Here is an 18462-nt window from a genome sequence, read left to right on the forward strand (position 1 = left end):
AAGGAAATATTCATCAGGTCATCTGATGTTTTAATTGATAAAAATAGAATATATTGATATTGATAATTTGCATATGCTACAGGAAAATTACAGTTGTTGGATAATTCGGTTGGCAATATCAACAGCTTTTTTCACTTCTTTATCTTTGATTGCCAACATCAGTTCCTCGTGTTGCTGTTGTGAAGCTAAGAAGGGGACTGTATCCTTATAAATAGTCATGAAGAACTTATTGACATGCTCAGATAAGGTTGTATATAGCGCGGTCAAAATACTGTTTCCACATGATTCAGCAATTGCACTGTGAAAGGATATATCAGCATTCACGCATGCTGTCAAATTTCCCATTTCGGCATATTTAGCTCTATTTTTAAGTGCTTGCGCCATATCTTTGAGGCCTTTCGAAGTACGATTTAAGGCTGCTTTTTCAATAATTCGCAACTCTAATACGTGTCTAACTTCAAAAATATCGTTAAAATTGGCTTTCTCAATTTTTGAATCAAGGGCATGATGACCCGTACTACTTTTGACAAAAGTACCAAGACCTTGTTGCACATTTAGATAGCCTGATTGACTTAAATATTTGACAGCTTCACGAATGCTGGATCTGCCCACAGCAAATTGTTTCATCAATTCTGGTTCGGTAGGAAGTTTAGATTCTACAGGAAATTCGCCCAATTTGATTTTTTCTTCTATTGCTGCGGCAACTTCCTCCGCCAAGGATCTTCGTACGATAGCTTCAGTCTTCATATAGTCATATCATCTGATGATTGCAAAGGTAGTAGAATTTTTTGAATTCTTATTTATTTTCAAAAATTTGATCAAACTAACCGAATATTGTTACGACCACATCAGATATTTATTACAGAGTTTACTGTATTAAATTTATTGGCAGTTTTAGGGTAATTAACAGAGAGGACGGTCCTCCAATGTATTTATCTAAAACTTAGAAACATGAAAAAATTAATGATGAGCGTCGTAGCCTTGGCTTTATTGTCATCTGCTACTTTTGCAAAAACAGGTCCAAAAGTGGTCGACAACAGTGTTGTTGAAAAATCAAAGATTTACAAATCACAAACTGAAAAAACTCATTTAAATATCGTGAGCGAAGTCAAAGAGATCAAGGTCGGAAAGTCTCGCACGCTATGTAGATTGACGATGAGTATCTATAATACAAGCGGTCAGTTGATCGAAACTCAGGTTCTCACATACAACAGCTATGGTGCCAATGATATGTATTATAGCAACTGTGGAGCATGGTTTAGCGCTACTATTCAGAATTATCAAAACTATTATGGTAACCCCAATCATTAGGGATCAATTAATCAAACGATGTGGCGGGAGCTAGTATGCCCCGCTCATATTTTTCTGTAATACAACCAAAAGGAAACTTTTATTTACGATCCTACTACGACAATGAAGATGGCTGCTGCATGCGAACATGCGATAAGGCAGACAGGTGATGATGTTAGAAAATCGAGGTACCACTTAGCTAATTAAATTGATCGTATTCGGACATTAAATGTCCGAATACGATCAATTTATATTAAAGTATTGCTATATTAAATTGTCTTATAGCTACTTATCTTTTTGGCAATAAAATTGACATTAGATTTCAATGAAGAATTACAAAGCTAAAGATTGATAGGAGAGACGCTTTGTATTAACATTTAAATGATCATAAATAAAATGAAAGCTTTACCAATTACTGGAATTTTTGCGATACTAGTGTCAACCGCATTTGCTCAAACGGCCCATCAAAAAATAAATGAGATTTCTCATGTCGAATCCAGTCTAATACCCCCTGTTCGTTTTGAGGGTGAGCCGACATGGAATATTATATCGCGTATGGAATTCTATCAGGTTCCAGGGGTAAGCATCGCTGTGATAAAAAACTCTGAAGTATTATGGAGCAAAACTTATGGTTTTGCGGATCTCGATTCGAAAACGCCTGTCAGGTCAAATACCTTATTTCAGGTAGCCTCCATGAGCAAGCCTGTAAGTGCATATGCCGCACTGAAGGAAGTGGAGCTTGGCAAGTTGGAATCCAATGCCGATGTGAATTTGTACCTGAAATCTTGGAAAATACCAGAAAATAATTGGACCAAAGTGAAAAAGGTTACACTCAAAAATATCATTAGCCATACTGCGGGACTTACTGTAAGTGGATTCCCGGGGTATCGGATAACAGACCCAATTCCTACAGCGGTTGAAGTACTGAGTGGTCTAAAGCCCGCTAATACACCTATGGTTTATGTTGATAAACTTCCTGGCTCAAATTTTCGATATTCAGGCGGTGGGTATACGGTACTTCAACAGATGCTCGTTGACATTGAAGGAAAAGATTATGGCAGTATTATGGAAGAAAAGGTACTTTCACCTTTAGGTATGAAAAATAGCACTTTTGCCCAGCCTCTTCCTGAATCGAAAAGACAATTTGCGGCGACGGCTTATACGATGGATGGCAAAAAAGTCGAAGGAAGATATCATGTCTACCCAGAACAGGCAGCTGCAGGCCTGTGGTCAACTGCAGAAGATTACGCTAGATTCGTAATCGATATTCAACGGACCTTAAATGGCAAAAGTAGTCTTGTTATCTCTAAGAAGATGGCAGAAGAATTCACAAGTTCCTATATTGAACCCATTATAGGATTAGGTGTATTCCTAGAAGATTATAACGGCTCATCTTATTTTTGCCATGGTGGATGGAACGAAGGCTTTAGCTCCTATTTTATTGGAAATAAAACAAGCGGTGATGGAGTAGTTATTCTTACGAACACAAACAAACCTGAATTTATCAACGAGCTTGTCCGAGCGGTCGCATTAACTTATCAATGGCCCAATTATCTAGCCCCAATAAATAAAATTTTGCCACTAAGTCCTCAAGAACTGCATGACAATAGTGGACGTTATAGATCTGGAAAATATGGTGTTATAAGGGTCTATAATCAAAATGGCAAGCTAATGTCAGCGCAAAATCTAGACAAGCCTGTAGAATTGGTTAAAGTTTCTGCAAATACATTTGCTATGCGAGATCGAAACGTAAACGTCATATTTTCAAAGGATACCGAAAGCGGTCAATATGAGCTTGTACAGATTTTGCGCGATAAAAAGATTTATTCCAGAAATCCGAAAGTCAATGCAAATGACTGGACTCCGCTAGAGCTTATTTTAGAAGGAAATTTCGAGGATGGATTAAAAGCTTATCAAAAAGCAAAAGAACAGGATAGTGCAGATGATTTGCTTTCAGAAGGTTTCCTGAATGGCGCAGGTTATGAACTGCTCAATCAGCATAAAATAAATCAAGCTATTGATATATTTAAGGTGAATACGATGCTACATACTAAAAGTGAAAATGTTTATGATAGTTTAGCGGAAGCCTACCTGAAATCAGGACAAATAGATAGCGCTAAGGAGAATTATCGAAAAGTTTTAGAAATTAATCCTAAAAATGAAAAAGTCAGTAAGATTTTAGAAACGTTATGACACAAATATAATGAGCTTTTTTTTTGCTAATTTGCGACCATGTCAAATCAAGCTAATAATTATCGATTGTTTTCCAAGGAAATTCTCTCACTTTGGAAAAGCCAGGATGTATCATATATTAAAGTAGAAGAATTATCCATTGTTGAAGGAATCACTTTTTTTGAACTTATACCAGATTCCGAACTGTTGGATGAAGGCGGGGTAGAAACACTCTATGCCATAGATTCTGAAGATGTAGAGGATATGTTGGTGTTTAGCAAAAATATTCGTTTTGTTGTCCACGACATTTATTTGGATGAAGATTAAGTAAATTAGCTATTTATGATCGACAATTCAAACGGTATTGTCGATCATAAATATACAGCAGTAGGCTGATCTAGGGGTAAACTAACTTCTCATATTCAATCTTTCTTCCTGAAGATCTAATAAACGAAGGTGTTTTCGGATGATCTCTTCGTCCAATAAAAGTTCCTCGCGGTTTTTATTGATCAGCCAAATGCGTTGGGTTTCGAGGATATCGATATAGATTTTACGGTATTCGGTGTAATTAATGATGATCTCGGAGCTCCGCAATTGATTTTCGTACTTCTGTAGTTGATCCTTCAAGGTAGGAAAACTTTCAACTTTGTCCGCGTAATCATTACGAATCTTGTCAACGGCGACTTGAGCCAGTCTGTTCTGAATTTCATAATCGATCTCCTTTTCACTTCTTACAAAATCTCTATCTATTAATTTGATTTTTCTTAATATAAAGGGGAGCGTCAAGCCTTGAACAAGTAAGGTTAACAGAATCACGACAAATGTGATGAAAAGAATGAGGTTTCGTTGAGGGAAAGGAGATCCATCGGCTAAAGTTAATGGGATGGATAGTGCTGCTGCCAAAGAAACGACGCCACGCATTCCCGTCCAGCCGATAATCATTGGCGTTTGCCAACCGGGCGATTGAGCATCTGCAACCGTTATAAAATTTCTCATGATCAAGGTGGTTATTACCGCAGCATACCCTGCAAAAACTCGTACAAGAATAAGGACTATTGTAACGGCTACGCCATAGCCAATAGCAGTAGAGATATTAGTATCACCCAATCCAGAAACAATTTCCGGTAAATCTAAGCCGATAAGCATAAAGACGATGCCATTCAACAGAAAGCAGAAGCTTTCCCATACGGTTACTGTCCGGATCCGGGATGCACTGCTCAAAAAATCGTGACTACGATAAGAAAGAAATAAGCCGCCACTGACAACCGCAAGAACCCCAGAAGCGTGGAGCTGTTCCGCTACCAAATACATCGAGAAAGGTGCAATAAAAGTTAGCAATATATCTGTATTGGAATCGGTTGGTAAAAGTTTGTGCATTTTCAGAAAAACATAGGCAATTGTAAGTCCGATTCCCACTCCACCAACACACATCCAAATAAAGCTTCCGGCGGCTTGGTACCATACATATTGGCCAGTAGCAGCAGCAATCATTGCAAAGCGAAAAATTATTAATGAGGAAGCATCATTCAACAAACTTTCGCCTTCCAGTATGGACGCCAGCCTTTTGGGTACCTTCACGAATTTTAAAATTGCACCGGCACTAACCGCATCAGGCGGGGAAACTATTCCACCCAATAGAAAACCGAGAGCTAAGGAGAATCCTGGAATAAAATAGTTGGCAAAAACGGCAACGGATAATGCTGTAAAAAAGACGACAACAAAGGCAAAGCTGAAGATAATCCGACGCCATCGCCAGAGTTCTTTCCAGGAAGTTGACCAAGCTGCCTCGTAGAGGAGTGGCGGTAAAAAAATAATGAATATCAATTCGGGTTCTATCTTTATAGGAGGAACTCCCGGGATAAAACTTATTACAAGTCCCGCTAATACAAGTAAAACAGGGTATGCAACCTGAATTTTCTTCGCCAGCATTATCAACATAGTGATTAGTAGGACTAAAAAAAGGTAAAACTCAAAATTCTCCAACATATGTAAATTTTAGGTACATAAATATAGATCAAATTTCTAGAAATATTTAAACTAGCTTGGCGGTATTCATGGTTGCCTACGAATTGCTACAAGAAAGTCATCTACCAACTGGACAATTGAAGAGAACATGTTTTAACTTAGATTCCTATGGTAAATGTTCCTAAATTAGGCGAAATTTATCTTTGACTTTACCCCAAGATTTAAAATATTGGATGGCGTCACTATAAACAAAGCTTCGTCTTTTAAGAGTTTTTACTTAAAATCTTCTTTAAATAGCTGCATAGGGCTATATTTTAAGAGTAACAACGCGAAATTGTTAGAATACAACGATAAGTAGCCTAATTACAACTGGAGGTATTGGTATAAAGTTGGCTGATGTAAAATTTACAGCGTCGGATCTCAGAAAAACCATTTTTGAATACTGTGAATTTAATGGTGTTAGCTTTAAGTCTTGTGATATGAGAGGTATAAACTTCGATGGGCAAGTTTTTGTCGATGTAAAATTCGATAATGCAGACCTTGCAAACAGTTCATTTAGCGGGGTGATTCTTAGAAATGTTTCCTTTCGGCCAACGTTTGCGCTTACCAATAAATACTATAAGAGTATTAAAACTATTGATTTTGACGGAGCATCAATGGACAAATTAACCTACGCAGCTCTAAAGGGGTGGGCGTATCGCTTGAGGATATTGTTCTCCTATAAACAACACTGCACATACAGACGGCATGGTTCTGCAGGTATGAACCATTGTCTAAGTATAATTGCTATACCAATGAAATCCATAATTTCGGGAGGCTAAATTAAGACAGTCATTGGTACAGAATCGGAAAGCTGAATCATTTGAAAGCCAAAATACGCTAGACTAAATTATCAGAGAAAGATTGGGAGACGAGTTGTATTCACGATTTCTTTCATCACAAAATAACTTTCCATATGTCTGATTCCCTTGATTGTTGCCAGTTTATTAAAATTGAATTCATGATAGTGATCAACATCCCTAACCATCACCTTTATTTGATAGTCAAATGCACCCGTTACATGAAAACACTCGACTACTTCTGGAAATTTTTGTATCTCTTCCATAAATAACAAGGCACTTTCATTGGAATGTTTTTCCATACTGATTGATACGAGCACCATTAGATTAAGATCAAGTTTTCTTCTGTCCAGCAGAAAGACTTTCTGTTTGAGAACGGAGGTTGCGATTAACTTCTTAATACGTTCGTATACGGGAGTCATGGATAAATTAACACGGTCAGATATTTCCTTGTTACTTATATTAGCATCCTGTTGCAACAGGTCCAGAAGCATGAGGTCCTTTTCATCCAATTTCATTATCGTAGTAAATTAAATCTAAAAAAAGTATATCTAAGACTATAGTTAGATCGTATACACTAGTAAATGATATCTAACCATATTGTTTTACTAAAATAGCTATAATTACAGATATATAACACTATCATTTAAACTATATGTAGTAAATTTAGGTTAGTTAATTACTATCAATTTACCAACCTAAATAAAATTATGAGTGAGCCTCAATTAAAAAAAGTCCTTGGTCCTGTTATGTTATGGGGATTAGGTGTAGGCTATGTTATCTCGGGAATGTATTTTGGATGGAATCTCGGTTTGGCGGAAGGCGGCACATTGGGATTGGCCATTGCTACAGTATTCGTTATTATCATGTACCTTACATTTACCTTCAGCTATACAGAGCTGGCTTGTGCGATCCCTCGGGCTGGCGGAGCCTTTGAATATGCAAATCGAGGACTGGGCAAGCATTTGGGATTTGTCGCCGGTATTGCACAAAATATCGAGTTTGTTTTTGCACCGCCTGCCATTGCCGCTGCTATAGGTGCTTATCTACATTTACTACATCCTTCGGTTGACTATCTTATTTTTGCGATTGGGGCCTATGTGATTTTCACTTCAATGAATATATTGGGGGTTAAGCTCGCTGCATCATTTGAATTGGTTGTAACTGTTCTTGCGGTTATTGAATTACTGATATTTGCAGGCGTTACATTTCCAGCTTTCGAATTTTCCAACCTTGAGCACAACGCATTGCCCAATGGGTTCTCGGGTATTTTTGCTGCTATTCCGTTTGCCATCTGGTTTTTTCTCGCTATTGAAGGTGTGGCCAATGTCGCTGAGGAAACTATCAATCCACAGAAAAATGTATTAATCGGCTTTGGATCGGCCATAGTGACTTTAATTGTGCTTTGTATCATTACATTTTTATCGGCGGTGGGTGTCGGGGGTTGGGAGGCTGTTGTGTATCCTGTCGGAAGCACTGAACCGTCAGATTCGCCGTTGCCACTTGCTATTGCACATGTCATTGATAATCGCCATATTCTTTATAAATTACTTATAGGTGTTGGTCTATTGGGTCTTATAGCCTCATTTCATGGTATCATTCTCGCTGGTGGCAGAGCTACCTTCGAGTTTGGGAGAGTGGGTTATGCACCGTCGATTCTTGGGAAAGTGCATCAACGATTTAAGACTCCGGCCAACGCACTCTTAATCAATATGGCTATTGGCATCATAGCATTACTGACCGGGAAGACCGCAGGCATTATTACCATCGCATGTTTTGGGGCAATCTGTCTTTACATTATATCCATGTGGTCATTTTTTGCCTTGCGAAAAAAGGAACCTGATCTGGAACGCCCATTCAAAGTTCCATTGTATCCGCTGTTTCCGGCGATTGCGTTGATTATTGCTATCGTGTGTCTCATTGCAATGATATATTATAACCCATTGACAGCTCTATTATTCTTTGGGCTTGTCATCTTATCATACCTCTATTTCCTAATCTTCCTTGACAAGGACAAAACCATCAAATTATGATAACTAAAAATGAAATAATTTCCAAACTAAAAGCTTGCACAAGTACTCACGTTAAAGTTGCCGTTGCAGATATAGACGGGGTCTTACGTGGAAAATTCATGCATCGCGATAAGTTTATCTCTGCACTGGACAATGAATTTGGATTTTGTTCGGTGGTGTTTGGATGGGATGTTAATGATCAGGTTTATGACAATGTGGAAATTACAGGCTGGCATACAGGATACGGCGATTTCCCGGCACGTATTGATGGAAATACATTTCGACAGATTCCCTGGCAGGAGGATATTCCCTTTTTTCTAGCTGATTTTGAATCTCCACTTTCTCAGGACCAAAATGTGTGTCCAAGAGCTCTCCTTAAAAACATAATTTCACAGTCGGAGACTGCTGGATTTAAACCAGTTTTTTCACAGGAATTTGAATGGTTTAATTTCGTGAAAACCAATGATACCTCTTCCCAAAATAGTTTTAGAGACATGACACCAATCACATCTGGTATGTTTGGCTATTCCATCTTACGGATGTCCGACAATTATGGTTTTTTTCAGGATCTTTTAGCTATGCTCGAAAGATTCGGCGTACCTCTTGAGGGGCTGCATACGGAGACTGGGCCGGGTGTACTGGAAGCTGCTATCCAATGTAGTGATGCTCTTGAAGCTGCAGATAGGGCTACTCTCTTTAAATCTGCCGTCAAAGAAATTGGGAAAAAACATAATATTACCGCGAGTTTTATGGCTAAACAAACAAAGGACTTACCAGGCTGCAGCGGCCATGTGCATCAAAGTCTTTGGGATCTCAACAAACAGAGCAACCTCTTTTATGATAAAGAAGATGAACTCGGAATGAGCCAGTTGATGAAGCATTTTCTTGCTGGGCAATTGTATTGTTTACCTGATATTCTACCGTTATTGGCACCTACTGTTAATAGTTATAAAAGGCTGACTGAAGGAGCATGGGCACCTACAACCCTGACCTGGGGCATAGATAATCGTACCACAGCACTCCGCGTCATTGAAGGTGGCCCTAAAGCCACGCGCATTGAACACCGTGTTGTCGGTTCAGATGTGAACCCTTACTTGGCCATAGCAGCATGTTTGGCTAGCGGGTTGTATGGCATCAAACATAAATTGCCATTGGACAATCGTCATACTATTGGTAATGGTTATGAAGATCTGCAACACGGCGTATTACCAAGAAATCTCTACGATGCGACCACTCGAATGGCGCAATCGCAAATAGCATCCGAGTTGTTTGGCCAAAAGTTTGTCGATCATTTTTGTAAATCAAGGTTATGGGAATGGCGACAATTTTCAGAGCAAGTAACAGATTGGGAAACAAAAAGATATTTTGAAATTATATAACTGAACGATGGATACAGCAAAAATTTATGGTTTTAATTTTCCTACACCGATCCGTTTTGGTGCTGGAGTGATCGACGAGCTCCCAGGCTATTTATTGGCCAATGGACTTAGCCGCCCTTTATTGGTAACGGATCCGACTATTGCCGAACTGCCATTTTTTAAGGAAGTTCAACAAAGGCTGACGAACAAAGGGATCGACGTTATTGTCTTTCATGAGTTGCACAAAAATCCTGTAAAATCTGATGTTCTCTTGGGAGGAGATGTCTTTAGAGGGCAAAATAGAGATTCAATTATTGGCGTTGGCGGTGGAGCAGCACTCGACGTAGCTCGGGCGATTGCCTTGCGCGCAAATCACCATCGTGATTTATTTGATTACGATGATCTGATCGGCGGCGATATCTATGTGACCAACGAGATACCACCATTGATTACTGTACCTACGACCGCCGGCACCGGGAGTGAGGTAGGCCGTAGTGCTATTATTTCAGAAGATGAAACCAAGAAAAAACGAATTCTGTTTAGTCCGAGATTGATGGCAAAAATTGTATTTGCCGATCCTTTACTTACAATGGACCTGCCACCGTTTATTACGGCGGCAACGGGAATGGACGCACTTACGCACAATATGGAAGCCTATCTGGCCAAAGGGTACCATCCAATGTGTGATGGTATTGCGCTTGAAGGAATGGCCATGGTGGCTACTTCGATTGAGTGCGCTACAAAAGAATCTGACTTGCCATCGCGCTCTAAAATGCTTTTGGCATCATTGATGGGAGCTGTTGCATTTCAGAAGGGATTAGGAGTCGTTCATAGTTTAGCGCATCCGCTTTCTTCGCTCCTCGATACTCATCATGGACTGGCCAACGCGGTGAATCTTCCTTATGGCATGCAGTTTAATTATGTCGGTTTTGAAGATCGTTTCGATAAGATGGCCATGGCTTTGGGGCTTGGCAACAATGCTGGAGACAAGGTTGTTGACTATCTGTTTGACCTCAATGTACGTTTGGGACTACCTACACAGTTATCCGCAATTGGCGTACAAAAGGAACATTTGCAACCTTTATCAGAACTTGCGCTTGCAGATTTCTGTCACCCATCGAACCCCAAGCCCGTTAGTAAAGCCGATTTTCTTGCAATTTATGAAACCGCATACGAAGGAAAATGATATGTTAAAAATCGGTATTAGTGCCTGTTTTTTTTATCCTGACCCAGACAGGACGGTCTTTGGTCACAAATCACTGAGTTATATGGAAAATGATATGGCTCGATGGATTAGTAAAAAAGGTGTGCTTCCTATATTATTGCCGGATCTTGAAGAATCATTATTAGCGGACATCTTACAACAGATGGATGGCATAGTTCTTCAAGGTGGAAGCGATATAGCTCCTCAACACTATGGAGAAGAACCTATCGGCCCCTGGAAAGGAGACCCTTATCGGGATCAATATGAGCTAAAGATATTGGATTATGCCATCAGAAATCATAAGCCTGTCTTAGGTATCTGTCGGGGATTTCAGTTGATGAACGTGTATTTTGGAGGTACAATGTATCAGGATATCGTTAGTCAGCTTCCTCATTCGGCTGTACATCGTTCAGCAAGTTTATATGATACAATCAATCATCCGGTGCATATAGAACCAGGAACACTTTTCGACAGACTATATGGCCATGTTGCCAATCCATTGGTCAACACGGTACATCATCAGGCTGTTAAAGATCTTGGCCGTGATCTCGAAGTCTATGCGCGCTCGGAAGATGGATTTATCGAGGCATTTGGTTATACCAAAGAAGCGACCGGGAAAGTTATGGGTGTCCAATGGCATCCCGAATTTTCCCAAACACAGAAGGGAATACTTTTAGATGAAAATTTGATTTTTAATGTTTTTATTGAACATGCAAGACAACATAGAAATTAGAAATCCTGCAACTGGCGCTGTAGCGGCAACGTTGCCTTCAACCACAACAGTTGAGTTGGAAAATACACTATCCTTACTAAAGCAAGGACAGCACACATGGGCAAAAGTTCCTTTAAAGGATCGTTTAGCGTGCATCATACAATTTGGGCAGCTGATCTTGGCAAATAAACAGGAGCTTGCAGAGATCCTTACCAAAGAAACGGGCAAACCCATAACACAATCGCTTAATGAAATTAACGGAGCACAGAACCGTATTGAGTATCTCCGAAAACACGCTGAAAGATGGCTTTCAGAAGAAGTTATTGTGAATGATGGAGCTACGCTAGAACATATTCTATATGAACCACTTGGTGTAATTGCCAATATTTCTGCATGGAATTTTCCTTATAATGTCGGCTTCAATGTTTTTCTCTATGCCTTGGTTGCGGGCAATGCTGTTCTCTATAAACCTTCTGAATTTGCCACGTTGACAGGCTTGCAGTTTGCAAAATATCTTTATCAGGCAGGCGTACCTGATAATGTATTTCATTGTGTTGTAGGAGATGGGCGGATTGGCCAGCATATCTTATCATTGCCATTGGACGGCTATTTTTTTACTGGATCCTATAAGACAGGAGTGCATATTGCCAAGACCGTAGCACATAAATTAGTTCCAGTCCAGCTTGAGTTAGGCGGGAAGGATCCGCTATATGTCACTGAAGATGTCAAAGATATAAAACAGGCGGCAGTGTCGGCAGCTGAGGGCGCTTTCTACAACAATGGGCAGAGCTGTTGTGCTGTTGAACGCATCTATGTTTCAGAACAGATATACGATCAGTTTATCGAGGCATTTATTGAGGAGGTAGCGTCCTATCGGGTGGGCGATCCATTCGCTGAAGATACATTTATTGGCCCTTTAACCAGAGCTGCTCAACTGGACGTTCTTGAAGAGCATGTGAAAGATGCCCTTAAAAAGGGAGCAATACTGCGGTTGGGCGGACACGCATTAGAAGGTGAGGGATATTATTATGCCCCAACTGTATTCGAACATTGTAATCACAATATGGCACTTATGCGTGAAGAGACTTTTGGTCCGCTGATAGGTATACAAAAGGTATTTTCAGACGAGGAGGCAATAACGCTGATGCAAGATACGACGTATGGCCTTACTGCAGCAGTGTTTTCTTCCGATCAGGACAGAGCAATGGATATCCTTGGCAAAATGGATACAGGAACAGTATATTGGAACTGCTGCGATAGGGTAAGCCCTAATGTACCTTGGTCCGGACGGAGGAATTCTGGTTTAGGTTCAACTTTGTCGGCTCAAGGTATTCGGGCATTTGTTCAGCCTAAAGCCTATCATTTAAGACCCGTATAATTCATATCTATTTTACGGATATAGCCCATTATGCCGATAGTTCATCGGATAATGGGCTTTCCATTTATACGATGTTATAAGCCTAGATCCATGAAAATATTGAAACCATATTATCCTCAAGAGCTATTCAAAATGAAAGATGAGTGTGTAGAGATTATTAGCTCGCCTCGTGGTAAAGCTGTCACCAACGCGATTTATGTCGATGAGATAGATACGCAAGTCGTCACTTAGGAGATATAAACTGAATGAATTCGCTAAAAATGCTTGAAGACTCTCACAACATTTTCTATTTTTGTTACAAACAGAAAAGAGATGAGCAATGAAGTGACAGGTTTGAAGCGCGTAGCCACACTATGTATATTAAGAAATAAAGATAAGTTTCTATTGCTAAAACGCCTTAAAGAACCCAACAAAGATATGTATGTTCCCGTTGGTGGAAAATTAGACCCATTTGAAAATCCGGATGATGCAGTGGTGCGTGAGGTCATGGAAGAAACAGGAATCCATATCACTTCAAAACAATTTTGTGGCATGTTAACCGAAACATCACCGGTCAATTACAATTGGATCAGCTATGTATATGTATCCGATATCGAATATGTAGAGGTTCCCTATTGTAATGAAGGTGACCTCGAATGGATCTCTGCAGACGAACTGGAATCTATTCCGACCCCTTTAACTGATCTTTATATCTATGATTATGTGGCTAAGGGAAAGCTGTTTGCTTTTAATGCCCTATATGATTCAGCCCTAAACTTGACGGGGCTATGGGAACAATATGATGGTACCAAGATCAAGTAAACTTCGTAAATTGAATTAAAATTAGAATGATTATCAATAAAAATGCCATTAAAGTCATTGCATTCGATGCAGATGATACATTATGGATAAACGAGCCATATTTTCAAAAAGCAGAACATGATTTTTGCGCACTATTGGAAAATTATCTTCCACAACATGCAGTTTCAAAAGAGTTATTTGAAACAGAAATGAATAACCTGTCCCTCTATGGGTATGGTGTGAAAGGCTTTATTCTTTGTATGATAGAGACAGCCAGTCGTATTTCTGCTGGACAGCTGTCGCTGAAGACAATAAACAAAATCATAGCGATTGGACAGGATTTACTAAGGATGCCGATTGAATTATTGGAAGGTGTCGAAGATACGCTGGTAAGGCTTAGTGCACATTATAAATTAATTGTAGCCACAAAAGGGGATCTTTTGGATCAAGAAAGAAAGCTAAAAAATTCGGGGCTCCAAAAGTATTTCCATCATGTGGAGATTATGAGCAACAAGAAAAATGAGGATTACATAAAATTATTGAACAAAATTGAATGCCCCGCCGAAAATTTTATCATGATCGGAAATTCAATCAACTCCGATGTTCTGCCAGTATTGGAATTGGGAGGGCAGGCAATACATGTCCCTTACCATGTGACGTGGACACATGAGCAAGCTAGTGATGAGGTTAAACCAATCAATTTTCTTCAGGTAGAAAGTCTGGATCAACTGCTACCGATTCTGCTTTAATCGAAAATGCGCATCTAGATGCGCATTTTTAGTAACATTTCAATGCCCACTATTTTTAATCTTTATCCTCCATACCGATCTGCAGTCGGTTCAGTGCATTCATCAAAATGATCCTCGCGGTTAGGTCGACGATCTGTTTATCACCGAACACAAAGCATTAACTGACTATTCCCCTGCAAAGAGTTGCGAAACAATTAACTGATTTCTTTTGTTATTCATTAGTACAGTTAACCTTTCACATGGCAATAATTACGAAATATCTATTTTTCTTTTTACCTCTTTTTATTTTAAGCTGTAAGAGCAATCAGCAAAAAGGGGATACTTTCTATTTTGGCGGAAATATTGTAACGATGGAAGATGATTTACCTCAAGTAGATGCTTTAGTATTAAAAGACGGGAAGATTCTTTTCGTTGGTAACCAGAAAGAAGCAGATCCCTATATAGGAGAAAACACCAAACAGATCGATTTAAAAGGAAAAACTTTATTGCCTGGCTTTATTGACGCCCATGGCCATATCACTTCAAGAGCAGGAATGGAACAGGCAATAGATTTATCTCCAAGTCCATACGGTACAGTTAATTCAATACCCGATCTTCAAAAGGCTCTATTAACAGTAATTAAGCAAACAAAACTGGGGGCGGCTGTTCCTGTATTAGGAAATGGCTATGATGACGCCATCATGCGTGAGCATCGTCATCCGACTCGTCAGGAATTGGATGCAGTCAGTACGACAAATCCCATTATTGTCATTCATGCTTCTGGTCATGCAAGCGTTGTCAATAGTGCGATGTTGAAGTTGTTAGGTATTGCCGAAAATGTGAAAGACCCCGAGGGAGGGCATTATGGCCGAAGCCCTGATAATCAACTAAACGGTAAGCTGGAAGAAAATGCCTCTTTCGCCGCGTTGGTGAAGTTAACGGATATGATTCCCAAGCCCAAACAGGCAAAAGATGAACTATCCCAATCCCTAAAAGATTTTGTCAAAGCGCAGGACGAATGGCTTAGTTATGGTCAGACAACAATCTGTGATGGACGTTCGATGGGAGTGAGTGTTGGCTTGTTAAAGGAAGCTGCTTCGAAAAATCTTTTAAAGGCTGACGTGGTTTATTTTCCGGATTTTGAAGCAAACAAAGCCGAATGGAAGTCCTTTAAACCCAATTACATGAAATACGAAAAGCACTTGAAATTTGGTGGATTTAAATTTTCGGACGATGGCTCACCTCAAGGGAAGACAGCCTGGTTGACAGAACCATACCTCGTTCCACCAGAAGGCCAATCGGCCGACTACAAAGGCTTTCCAATTTTTTCAGACGAGACCCTCTACAATGATTTAAAAACAGTGTTTTCAAATGATATTACAGCGCAATTACATGTTAACGGCGATGCGGCTATTGATCAAGCGCTTCGTGTGATCGGCAAATTGAAAACCGAAGGAATTTATAAGCCTGAGCTTAGGGCAACCTTGATACATGTGCAGAACAGCCGACCTGATCACATCGCCAAGATAAAAGAGATCGGTGTTATTCCTTCATATTTTTCGTCCCATGTTTATTTATGGGGGGATTGGCACTATCAAAGTGTTTTTGGCCCCAAACGTGCGGCGTTTATTAGTCCAGCTCAATCAGCAAAAAAAGCAGGAATATTGTTTACCATTCATCATGATAGTCCTGTAACACCTCCCGATCTAATGACTGGGGTGTATGCAGCGGTCAACCGGACGACACGTTCGGGTATGTTATTGGGTCCAGATGAACGAATTGATGTAAGGGACGCGCTCAAAGCAATTACGATCAATGCTGCCTATCAGTATCAGGAAGAAAAAGATAAAGGCTCTCTTAAAAAAGGAAAACTAGCTGATTTCGTTATTTTGGATCAGAATCCGTTAACAATTGACCCCAAAAAATTACGGGATATCAAAGTAGTTGAAACCATCAAAGAAGGGAAGACAGTCTTTAAGCGAAATTGATCAATCTGCAAATCCAATAAATAAATACATCATTGTAAACCACATTTTAATTCGCAATTGTTTGGGAAAAACCCGCTATCATTCTATGTTTTTGCCATTCTCTTGGGAGGATGACGCTAAGTAGAAGTCCTCGTTTTCAAGCGGATCAAATGTTGAAATAAAACAGGAGAGTTGCATAACGATACAGCAGCATCAAATTTTCTTCTTTTAAAAAAATATAGCGAATAATAAATCGCCGCATGCAAATATAAAATGGTCTTTAACTCTTGTGGCTTGTGGCCTATCTTTATAAGATAATCAGTTCAAAATTTCATTTTTAAATGAATTGATCTATTTTATCATGCGATGCAAGGAAGTTCATCTCAGATAGGATCCTTCTCTTACTAAAATCAAGAAATAAATATGAAATTGATGTTGATATTTCTTTTTTCGATAAACCTTGTTTACGGTCAATCTATACCAAATTTAACAGTAGGTTATGGAGACAGGTATGATAGCTTACCTAAATTAGTATTCAATACAGCTACATTAGAAGACTATCGTAAAGCATTTAGCTCCAATCACATTGTCAATAAAACTCCTGCTGTTGAAAGGAAAAATCTTGTGATCCCAACAGGCAAAGGCAAGCTAGAGTTCAAGAAATATAGTTTTTCAGCAGATCAGGGCGATGGATTTAGGGGCTGGGCCTATAAAGGCTATCTTCCCCAACTGAAAATGCATATTCTCGTAAGCAATCATGTTTCCGAATCATTAGGTTTTAGCGATCTGGTTTTACTCGATAGCACCAATGGTAGTCAACATACAATTGCTTCAATTGGCGATGGTGCAGTTGAAATACCAATTCCTTCTCCAAACGGATATTTTCTCACTTACTATTACAATCAGGTATATACTTCAAATAGTTGCTTTATTGGGATCCTTGCTGTCCGCAAAGGAAAAGCTCCTTTCCGGATCAAACTTTCCGAATACAACAGTTTTGAAACGGATAATTGGGCAGTGGAAGATATCAGATGGATCAATAATACGACAATTATCATAAAAGCTTATACGCTTAAGAAAATTGACAATGAAAACAGCAAGCAGTTTGCCTACTACATTGCCCGATTAAGACAAGAAAACAACAAGTAAGGTATAGTGACTTGCTGATCACTTGAGTAATAACGGATCAATTTATTTAATAAGGTAAAGTAGTATCTACTTTACCTCTTAAAAACTTTATGAAAACACGACATAATATCATCATTTTAACTGCTGCAATTTGCTCTTGTAACAACCCTAGCATCCCCCAACAAAAACAGGTTGTGAAGCAATCAGAACATCCTATTGACGGAGAAGTAGCAATCTCCCAGCAGCAGATAGATACTGCACCTAACTCACATACTGCGAATAACGTGAAGACTACAACAGCAATAAGGTTCAATGAATTTGTCGTTTCGATTCAAGGCATGGCCATTTTTGATCCAGAAAAGATGGATCAGCTACAAAGGGACACTGTAGAGATCGATGCAGAAGTCGGAGAAAGTATCGAGGGAAGTTATATTTCTATTTTAAATGATCAGATTAGTGATTTGAAGGTGGAACAACGCTATGAAACCAGCGTAACTATTATGAACGAAGGGCCTCATTGTGATCTTACTGATTGGAAACATTTTAACTCAGACTGGAAGTCTTTAAAACAAAATAGGAATGGACTATTTTTTAGTGAAGAATATACCGATCAGGACTATCGATCCTTTCCCAGCGTGTCTATGGACGAGTTGAGGCAAAAAGTAAAAGAGCACTGTGGTGAAGAATGGTTTAAACTTTTGGCTAAAGTAAAATCGCCAACTGAATACCCATCATCAGTCAGTATAAGCCGCTATTTCTTACGGATCACATGTCGTCGTAAAGACAACGGTAAAGAAGTTACCAAATTTATAATTATCAAAACTCCTATGGGATGTTAGTAGTTTAGTTGCTGAATCACAAAACTAGTGTTTTCCAAGTTATAAATCTATGCAAAGAAATTATGAAAAAGTAATGTACCTTCCGAAGTG

General features: G+C 39.3%; 17 protein-coding genes. 14 read left to right on the forward strand and 3 right to left on the reverse strand.

From position 1 onward, the window contains the following. Window positions 1-87: 87 nt before the first annotated feature. Window positions 88-747, reverse strand: a complete 660-nt coding sequence (locus HS960_RS07775; RefSeq protein WP_153847316.1) for a FadR/GntR family transcriptional regulator — start codon at window positions 745-747, stop codon at window positions 88-90. Window positions 748-951: 204 nt separating this feature from the next. Here HS960_RS07775 and HS960_RS07780 point away from each other — a divergent pair, with 204 nt between their 5' ends. From HS960_RS07780 to HS960_RS07790, 3 genes are all read left to right on the forward strand, one after another. Next, window positions 952-1311, forward strand: coding sequence for a hypothetical protein (locus HS960_RS07780; protein ID WP_182332031.1), 360 nt, complete (start codon window positions 952-954; stop codon window positions 1309-1311). A 375-nt stretch (window positions 1312-1686) separates the two neighbouring features. Continuing rightward, window positions 1687-3483 (forward strand): serine hydrolase, encoded by a 1797-nt coding sequence (locus HS960_RS07785; RefSeq protein ID WP_182332033.1) that lies wholly within the window; start codon window positions 1687-1689, stop codon window positions 3481-3483. Between the two features lie 39 nt (window positions 3484-3522). Further along, complete coding sequence (locus tag HS960_RS07790; protein ID WP_088161582.1) at window positions 3523-3789, forward strand: hypothetical protein; 267 nt, start codon at window positions 3523-3525, stop codon at window positions 3787-3789. Window positions 3790-3870: 81 nt separating this feature from the next. Here the strand turns inward: HS960_RS07790 and HS960_RS07795 are convergent, their stop codons facing one another. Beyond that, window positions 3871-5391: a Na+/H+ antiporter gene (locus HS960_RS07795; protein ID WP_288062412.1), complete on the reverse strand. Its 1521-nt coding sequence runs from the start codon at window positions 5389-5391 to the stop codon at window positions 3871-3873. Window positions 5392-5816: 425 nt separating this feature from the next. On the opposite strand from HS960_RS07795, the gene HS960_RS07800 reads away from it, so the two are divergent. After that, on the forward strand, window positions 5817-6248 hold the full coding sequence (locus HS960_RS07800) for a pentapeptide repeat-containing protein (protein ID WP_202883768.1): 432 nt from the start codon (window positions 5817-5819) through the stop codon (window positions 6246-6248). Between the two features lie 71 nt (window positions 6249-6319). On the opposite strand, the gene HS960_RS07805 is transcribed toward HS960_RS07800, so the two are convergent. Beyond that, complete coding sequence (locus HS960_RS07805) at window positions 6320-6784, reverse strand: Lrp/AsnC family transcriptional regulator (RefSeq protein WP_075992641.1); 465 nt, start codon at window positions 6782-6784, stop codon at window positions 6320-6322. Between the two features lie 192 nt (window positions 6785-6976). Here HS960_RS07805 and eat point away from each other — a divergent pair, with 192 nt between their 5' ends. The 10 genes from eat (at window position 6977) to HS960_RS07855 (ending at window position 18372) form a co-directional block, all read left to right on the forward strand. Next, window positions 6977-8299 (forward strand): ethanolamine permease, encoded by a 1323-nt coding sequence (eat, locus tag HS960_RS07810; RefSeq protein ID WP_182332037.1) that lies wholly within the window; start codon window positions 6977-6979, stop codon window positions 8297-8299. Further along, complete coding sequence (locus HS960_RS07815; RefSeq protein WP_159726690.1) at window positions 8296-9657, forward strand: glutamine synthetase family protein; 1362 nt, start codon at window positions 8296-8298, stop codon at window positions 9655-9657. The genes eat and HS960_RS07815 overlap by 4 nt, the downstream gene beginning before the upstream one ends. Before the next feature lie 7 nt (window positions 9658-9664). Then, window positions 9665-10822, forward strand: a complete 1158-nt coding sequence (locus HS960_RS07820) for an iron-containing alcohol dehydrogenase (RefSeq protein ID WP_182332039.1) — start codon at window positions 9665-9667, stop codon at window positions 10820-10822. After that, window positions 10797-11573: a gamma-glutamyl-gamma-aminobutyrate hydrolase family protein gene (locus tag HS960_RS07825; protein WP_200845520.1), complete on the forward strand. Its 777-nt coding sequence runs from the start codon at window positions 10797-10799 to the stop codon at window positions 11571-11573. Before HS960_RS07820 ends, HS960_RS07825 begins: the two co-directional genes overlap by 26 nt. After that, on the forward strand, window positions 11551-12930 hold the full coding sequence (locus tag HS960_RS07830) for an aldehyde dehydrogenase family protein (RefSeq protein WP_182332041.1): 1380 nt from the start codon (window positions 11551-11553) through the stop codon (window positions 12928-12930). The genes HS960_RS07825 and HS960_RS07830 overlap by 23 nt, the downstream gene beginning before the upstream one ends. 312 nt (window positions 12931-13242) lie before the next feature. After that, window positions 13243-13731, forward strand: coding sequence for an NUDIX hydrolase (locus HS960_RS07835; protein WP_182332043.1), 489 nt, complete (start codon window positions 13243-13245; stop codon window positions 13729-13731). Window positions 13732-13757: 26 nt separating this feature from the next. Further along, window positions 13758-14459, forward strand: a complete 702-nt coding sequence (locus HS960_RS07840) for an HAD family hydrolase (protein WP_182332045.1) — start codon at window positions 13758-13760, stop codon at window positions 14457-14459. A gap of 239 nt (window positions 14460-14698) precedes the next feature. Next, window positions 14699-16426, forward strand: coding sequence for an amidohydrolase (locus HS960_RS07845; protein ID WP_182332047.1), 1728 nt, complete (start codon window positions 14699-14701; stop codon window positions 16424-16426). A 411-nt stretch (window positions 16427-16837) separates the two neighbouring features. Beyond that, window positions 16838-17554, forward strand: a complete 717-nt coding sequence (locus tag HS960_RS07850) for a hypothetical protein (RefSeq protein WP_182332049.1) — start codon at window positions 16838-16840, stop codon at window positions 17552-17554. A gap of 89 nt (window positions 17555-17643) precedes the next feature. Continuing rightward, a complete protein-coding gene (locus HS960_RS07855; RefSeq protein ID WP_228280244.1) occupies window positions 17644-18372 on the forward strand; it encodes a hypothetical protein in 729 nt (242 codons plus the stop codon). Window positions 18373-18462: the final 90 nt, after the last annotated feature.

This window comes from Sphingobacterium paramultivorum (assembly GCF_014109745.1).
Lineage (GTDB): Bacteria > Bacteroidota > Bacteroidia > Sphingobacteriales > Sphingobacteriaceae > Sphingobacterium > Sphingobacterium paramultivorum.

Bases quoted from the DNA above. Each gene is read 5' to 3' on its own strand.
- HS960_RS07850 (WP_182332049.1), top strand. From the start codon at position 16,838: ATGTTGATATTTCTTTTTTCGATAAACCTTGTTTACGGTCAATCTATA.
- eat (WP_182332037.1), top strand. From the start codon at position 6,977: ATGAGTGAGCCTCAATTAAAAAAAGTCCTTGGTCCTGTTATGTTATGG.
- HS960_RS07830 (WP_182332041.1), top strand. From the start codon at position 11,551: ATGCAAGACAACATAGAAATTAGAAATCCTGCAACTGGCGCTGTAGCG.
- HS960_RS07785 (WP_182332033.1), top strand. From the start codon at position 1,687: ATGAAAGCTTTACCAATTACTGGAATTTTTGCGATACTAGTGTCAACC.
- HS960_RS07835 (WP_182332043.1), top strand. From the start codon at position 13,243: ATGAGCAATGAAGTGACAGGTTTGAAGCGCGTAGCCACACTATGTATA.
- HS960_RS07840 (WP_182332045.1), top strand. From the start codon at position 13,758: ATGATTATCAATAAAAATGCCATTAAAGTCATTGCATTCGATGCAGAT.
- HS960_RS07815 (WP_159726690.1), top strand. From the start codon at position 8,296: ATGATAACTAAAAATGAAATAATTTCCAAACTAAAAGCTTGCACAAGT.
- HS960_RS07795 (WP_288062412.1), bottom strand. From the start codon at position 5,391: ATGCTGGCGAAGAAAATTCAGGTTGCATACCCTGTTTTACTTGTATTA.
- HS960_RS07790 (WP_088161582.1), top strand. From the start codon at position 3,523: ATGTCAAATCAAGCTAATAATTATCGATTGTTTTCCAAGGAAATTCTC.
- HS960_RS07825 (WP_200845520.1), top strand. From the start codon at position 10,797: ATGAAACCGCATACGAAGGAAAATGATATGTTAAAAATCGGTATTAGT.
- HS960_RS07775 (WP_153847316.1), bottom strand. From the start codon at position 747: ATGAAGACTGAAGCTATCGTACGAAGATCCTTGGCGGAGGAAGTTGCC.
- HS960_RS07805 (WP_075992641.1), bottom strand. From the start codon at position 6,784: ATGAAATTGGATGAAAAGGACCTCATGCTTCTGGACCTGTTGCAACAG.
- HS960_RS07845 (WP_182332047.1), top strand. From the start codon at position 14,699: ATGGCAATAATTACGAAATATCTATTTTTCTTTTTACCTCTTTTTATT.
- HS960_RS07780 (WP_182332031.1), top strand. From the start codon at position 952: ATGAAAAAATTAATGATGAGCGTCGTAGCCTTGGCTTTATTGTCATCT.
- HS960_RS07855 (WP_228280244.1), top strand. From the start codon at position 17,644: ATGAAAACACGACATAATATCATCATTTTAACTGCTGCAATTTGCTCT.
- HS960_RS07820 (WP_182332039.1), top strand. From the start codon at position 9,665: ATGGATACAGCAAAAATTTATGGTTTTAATTTTCCTACACCGATCCGT.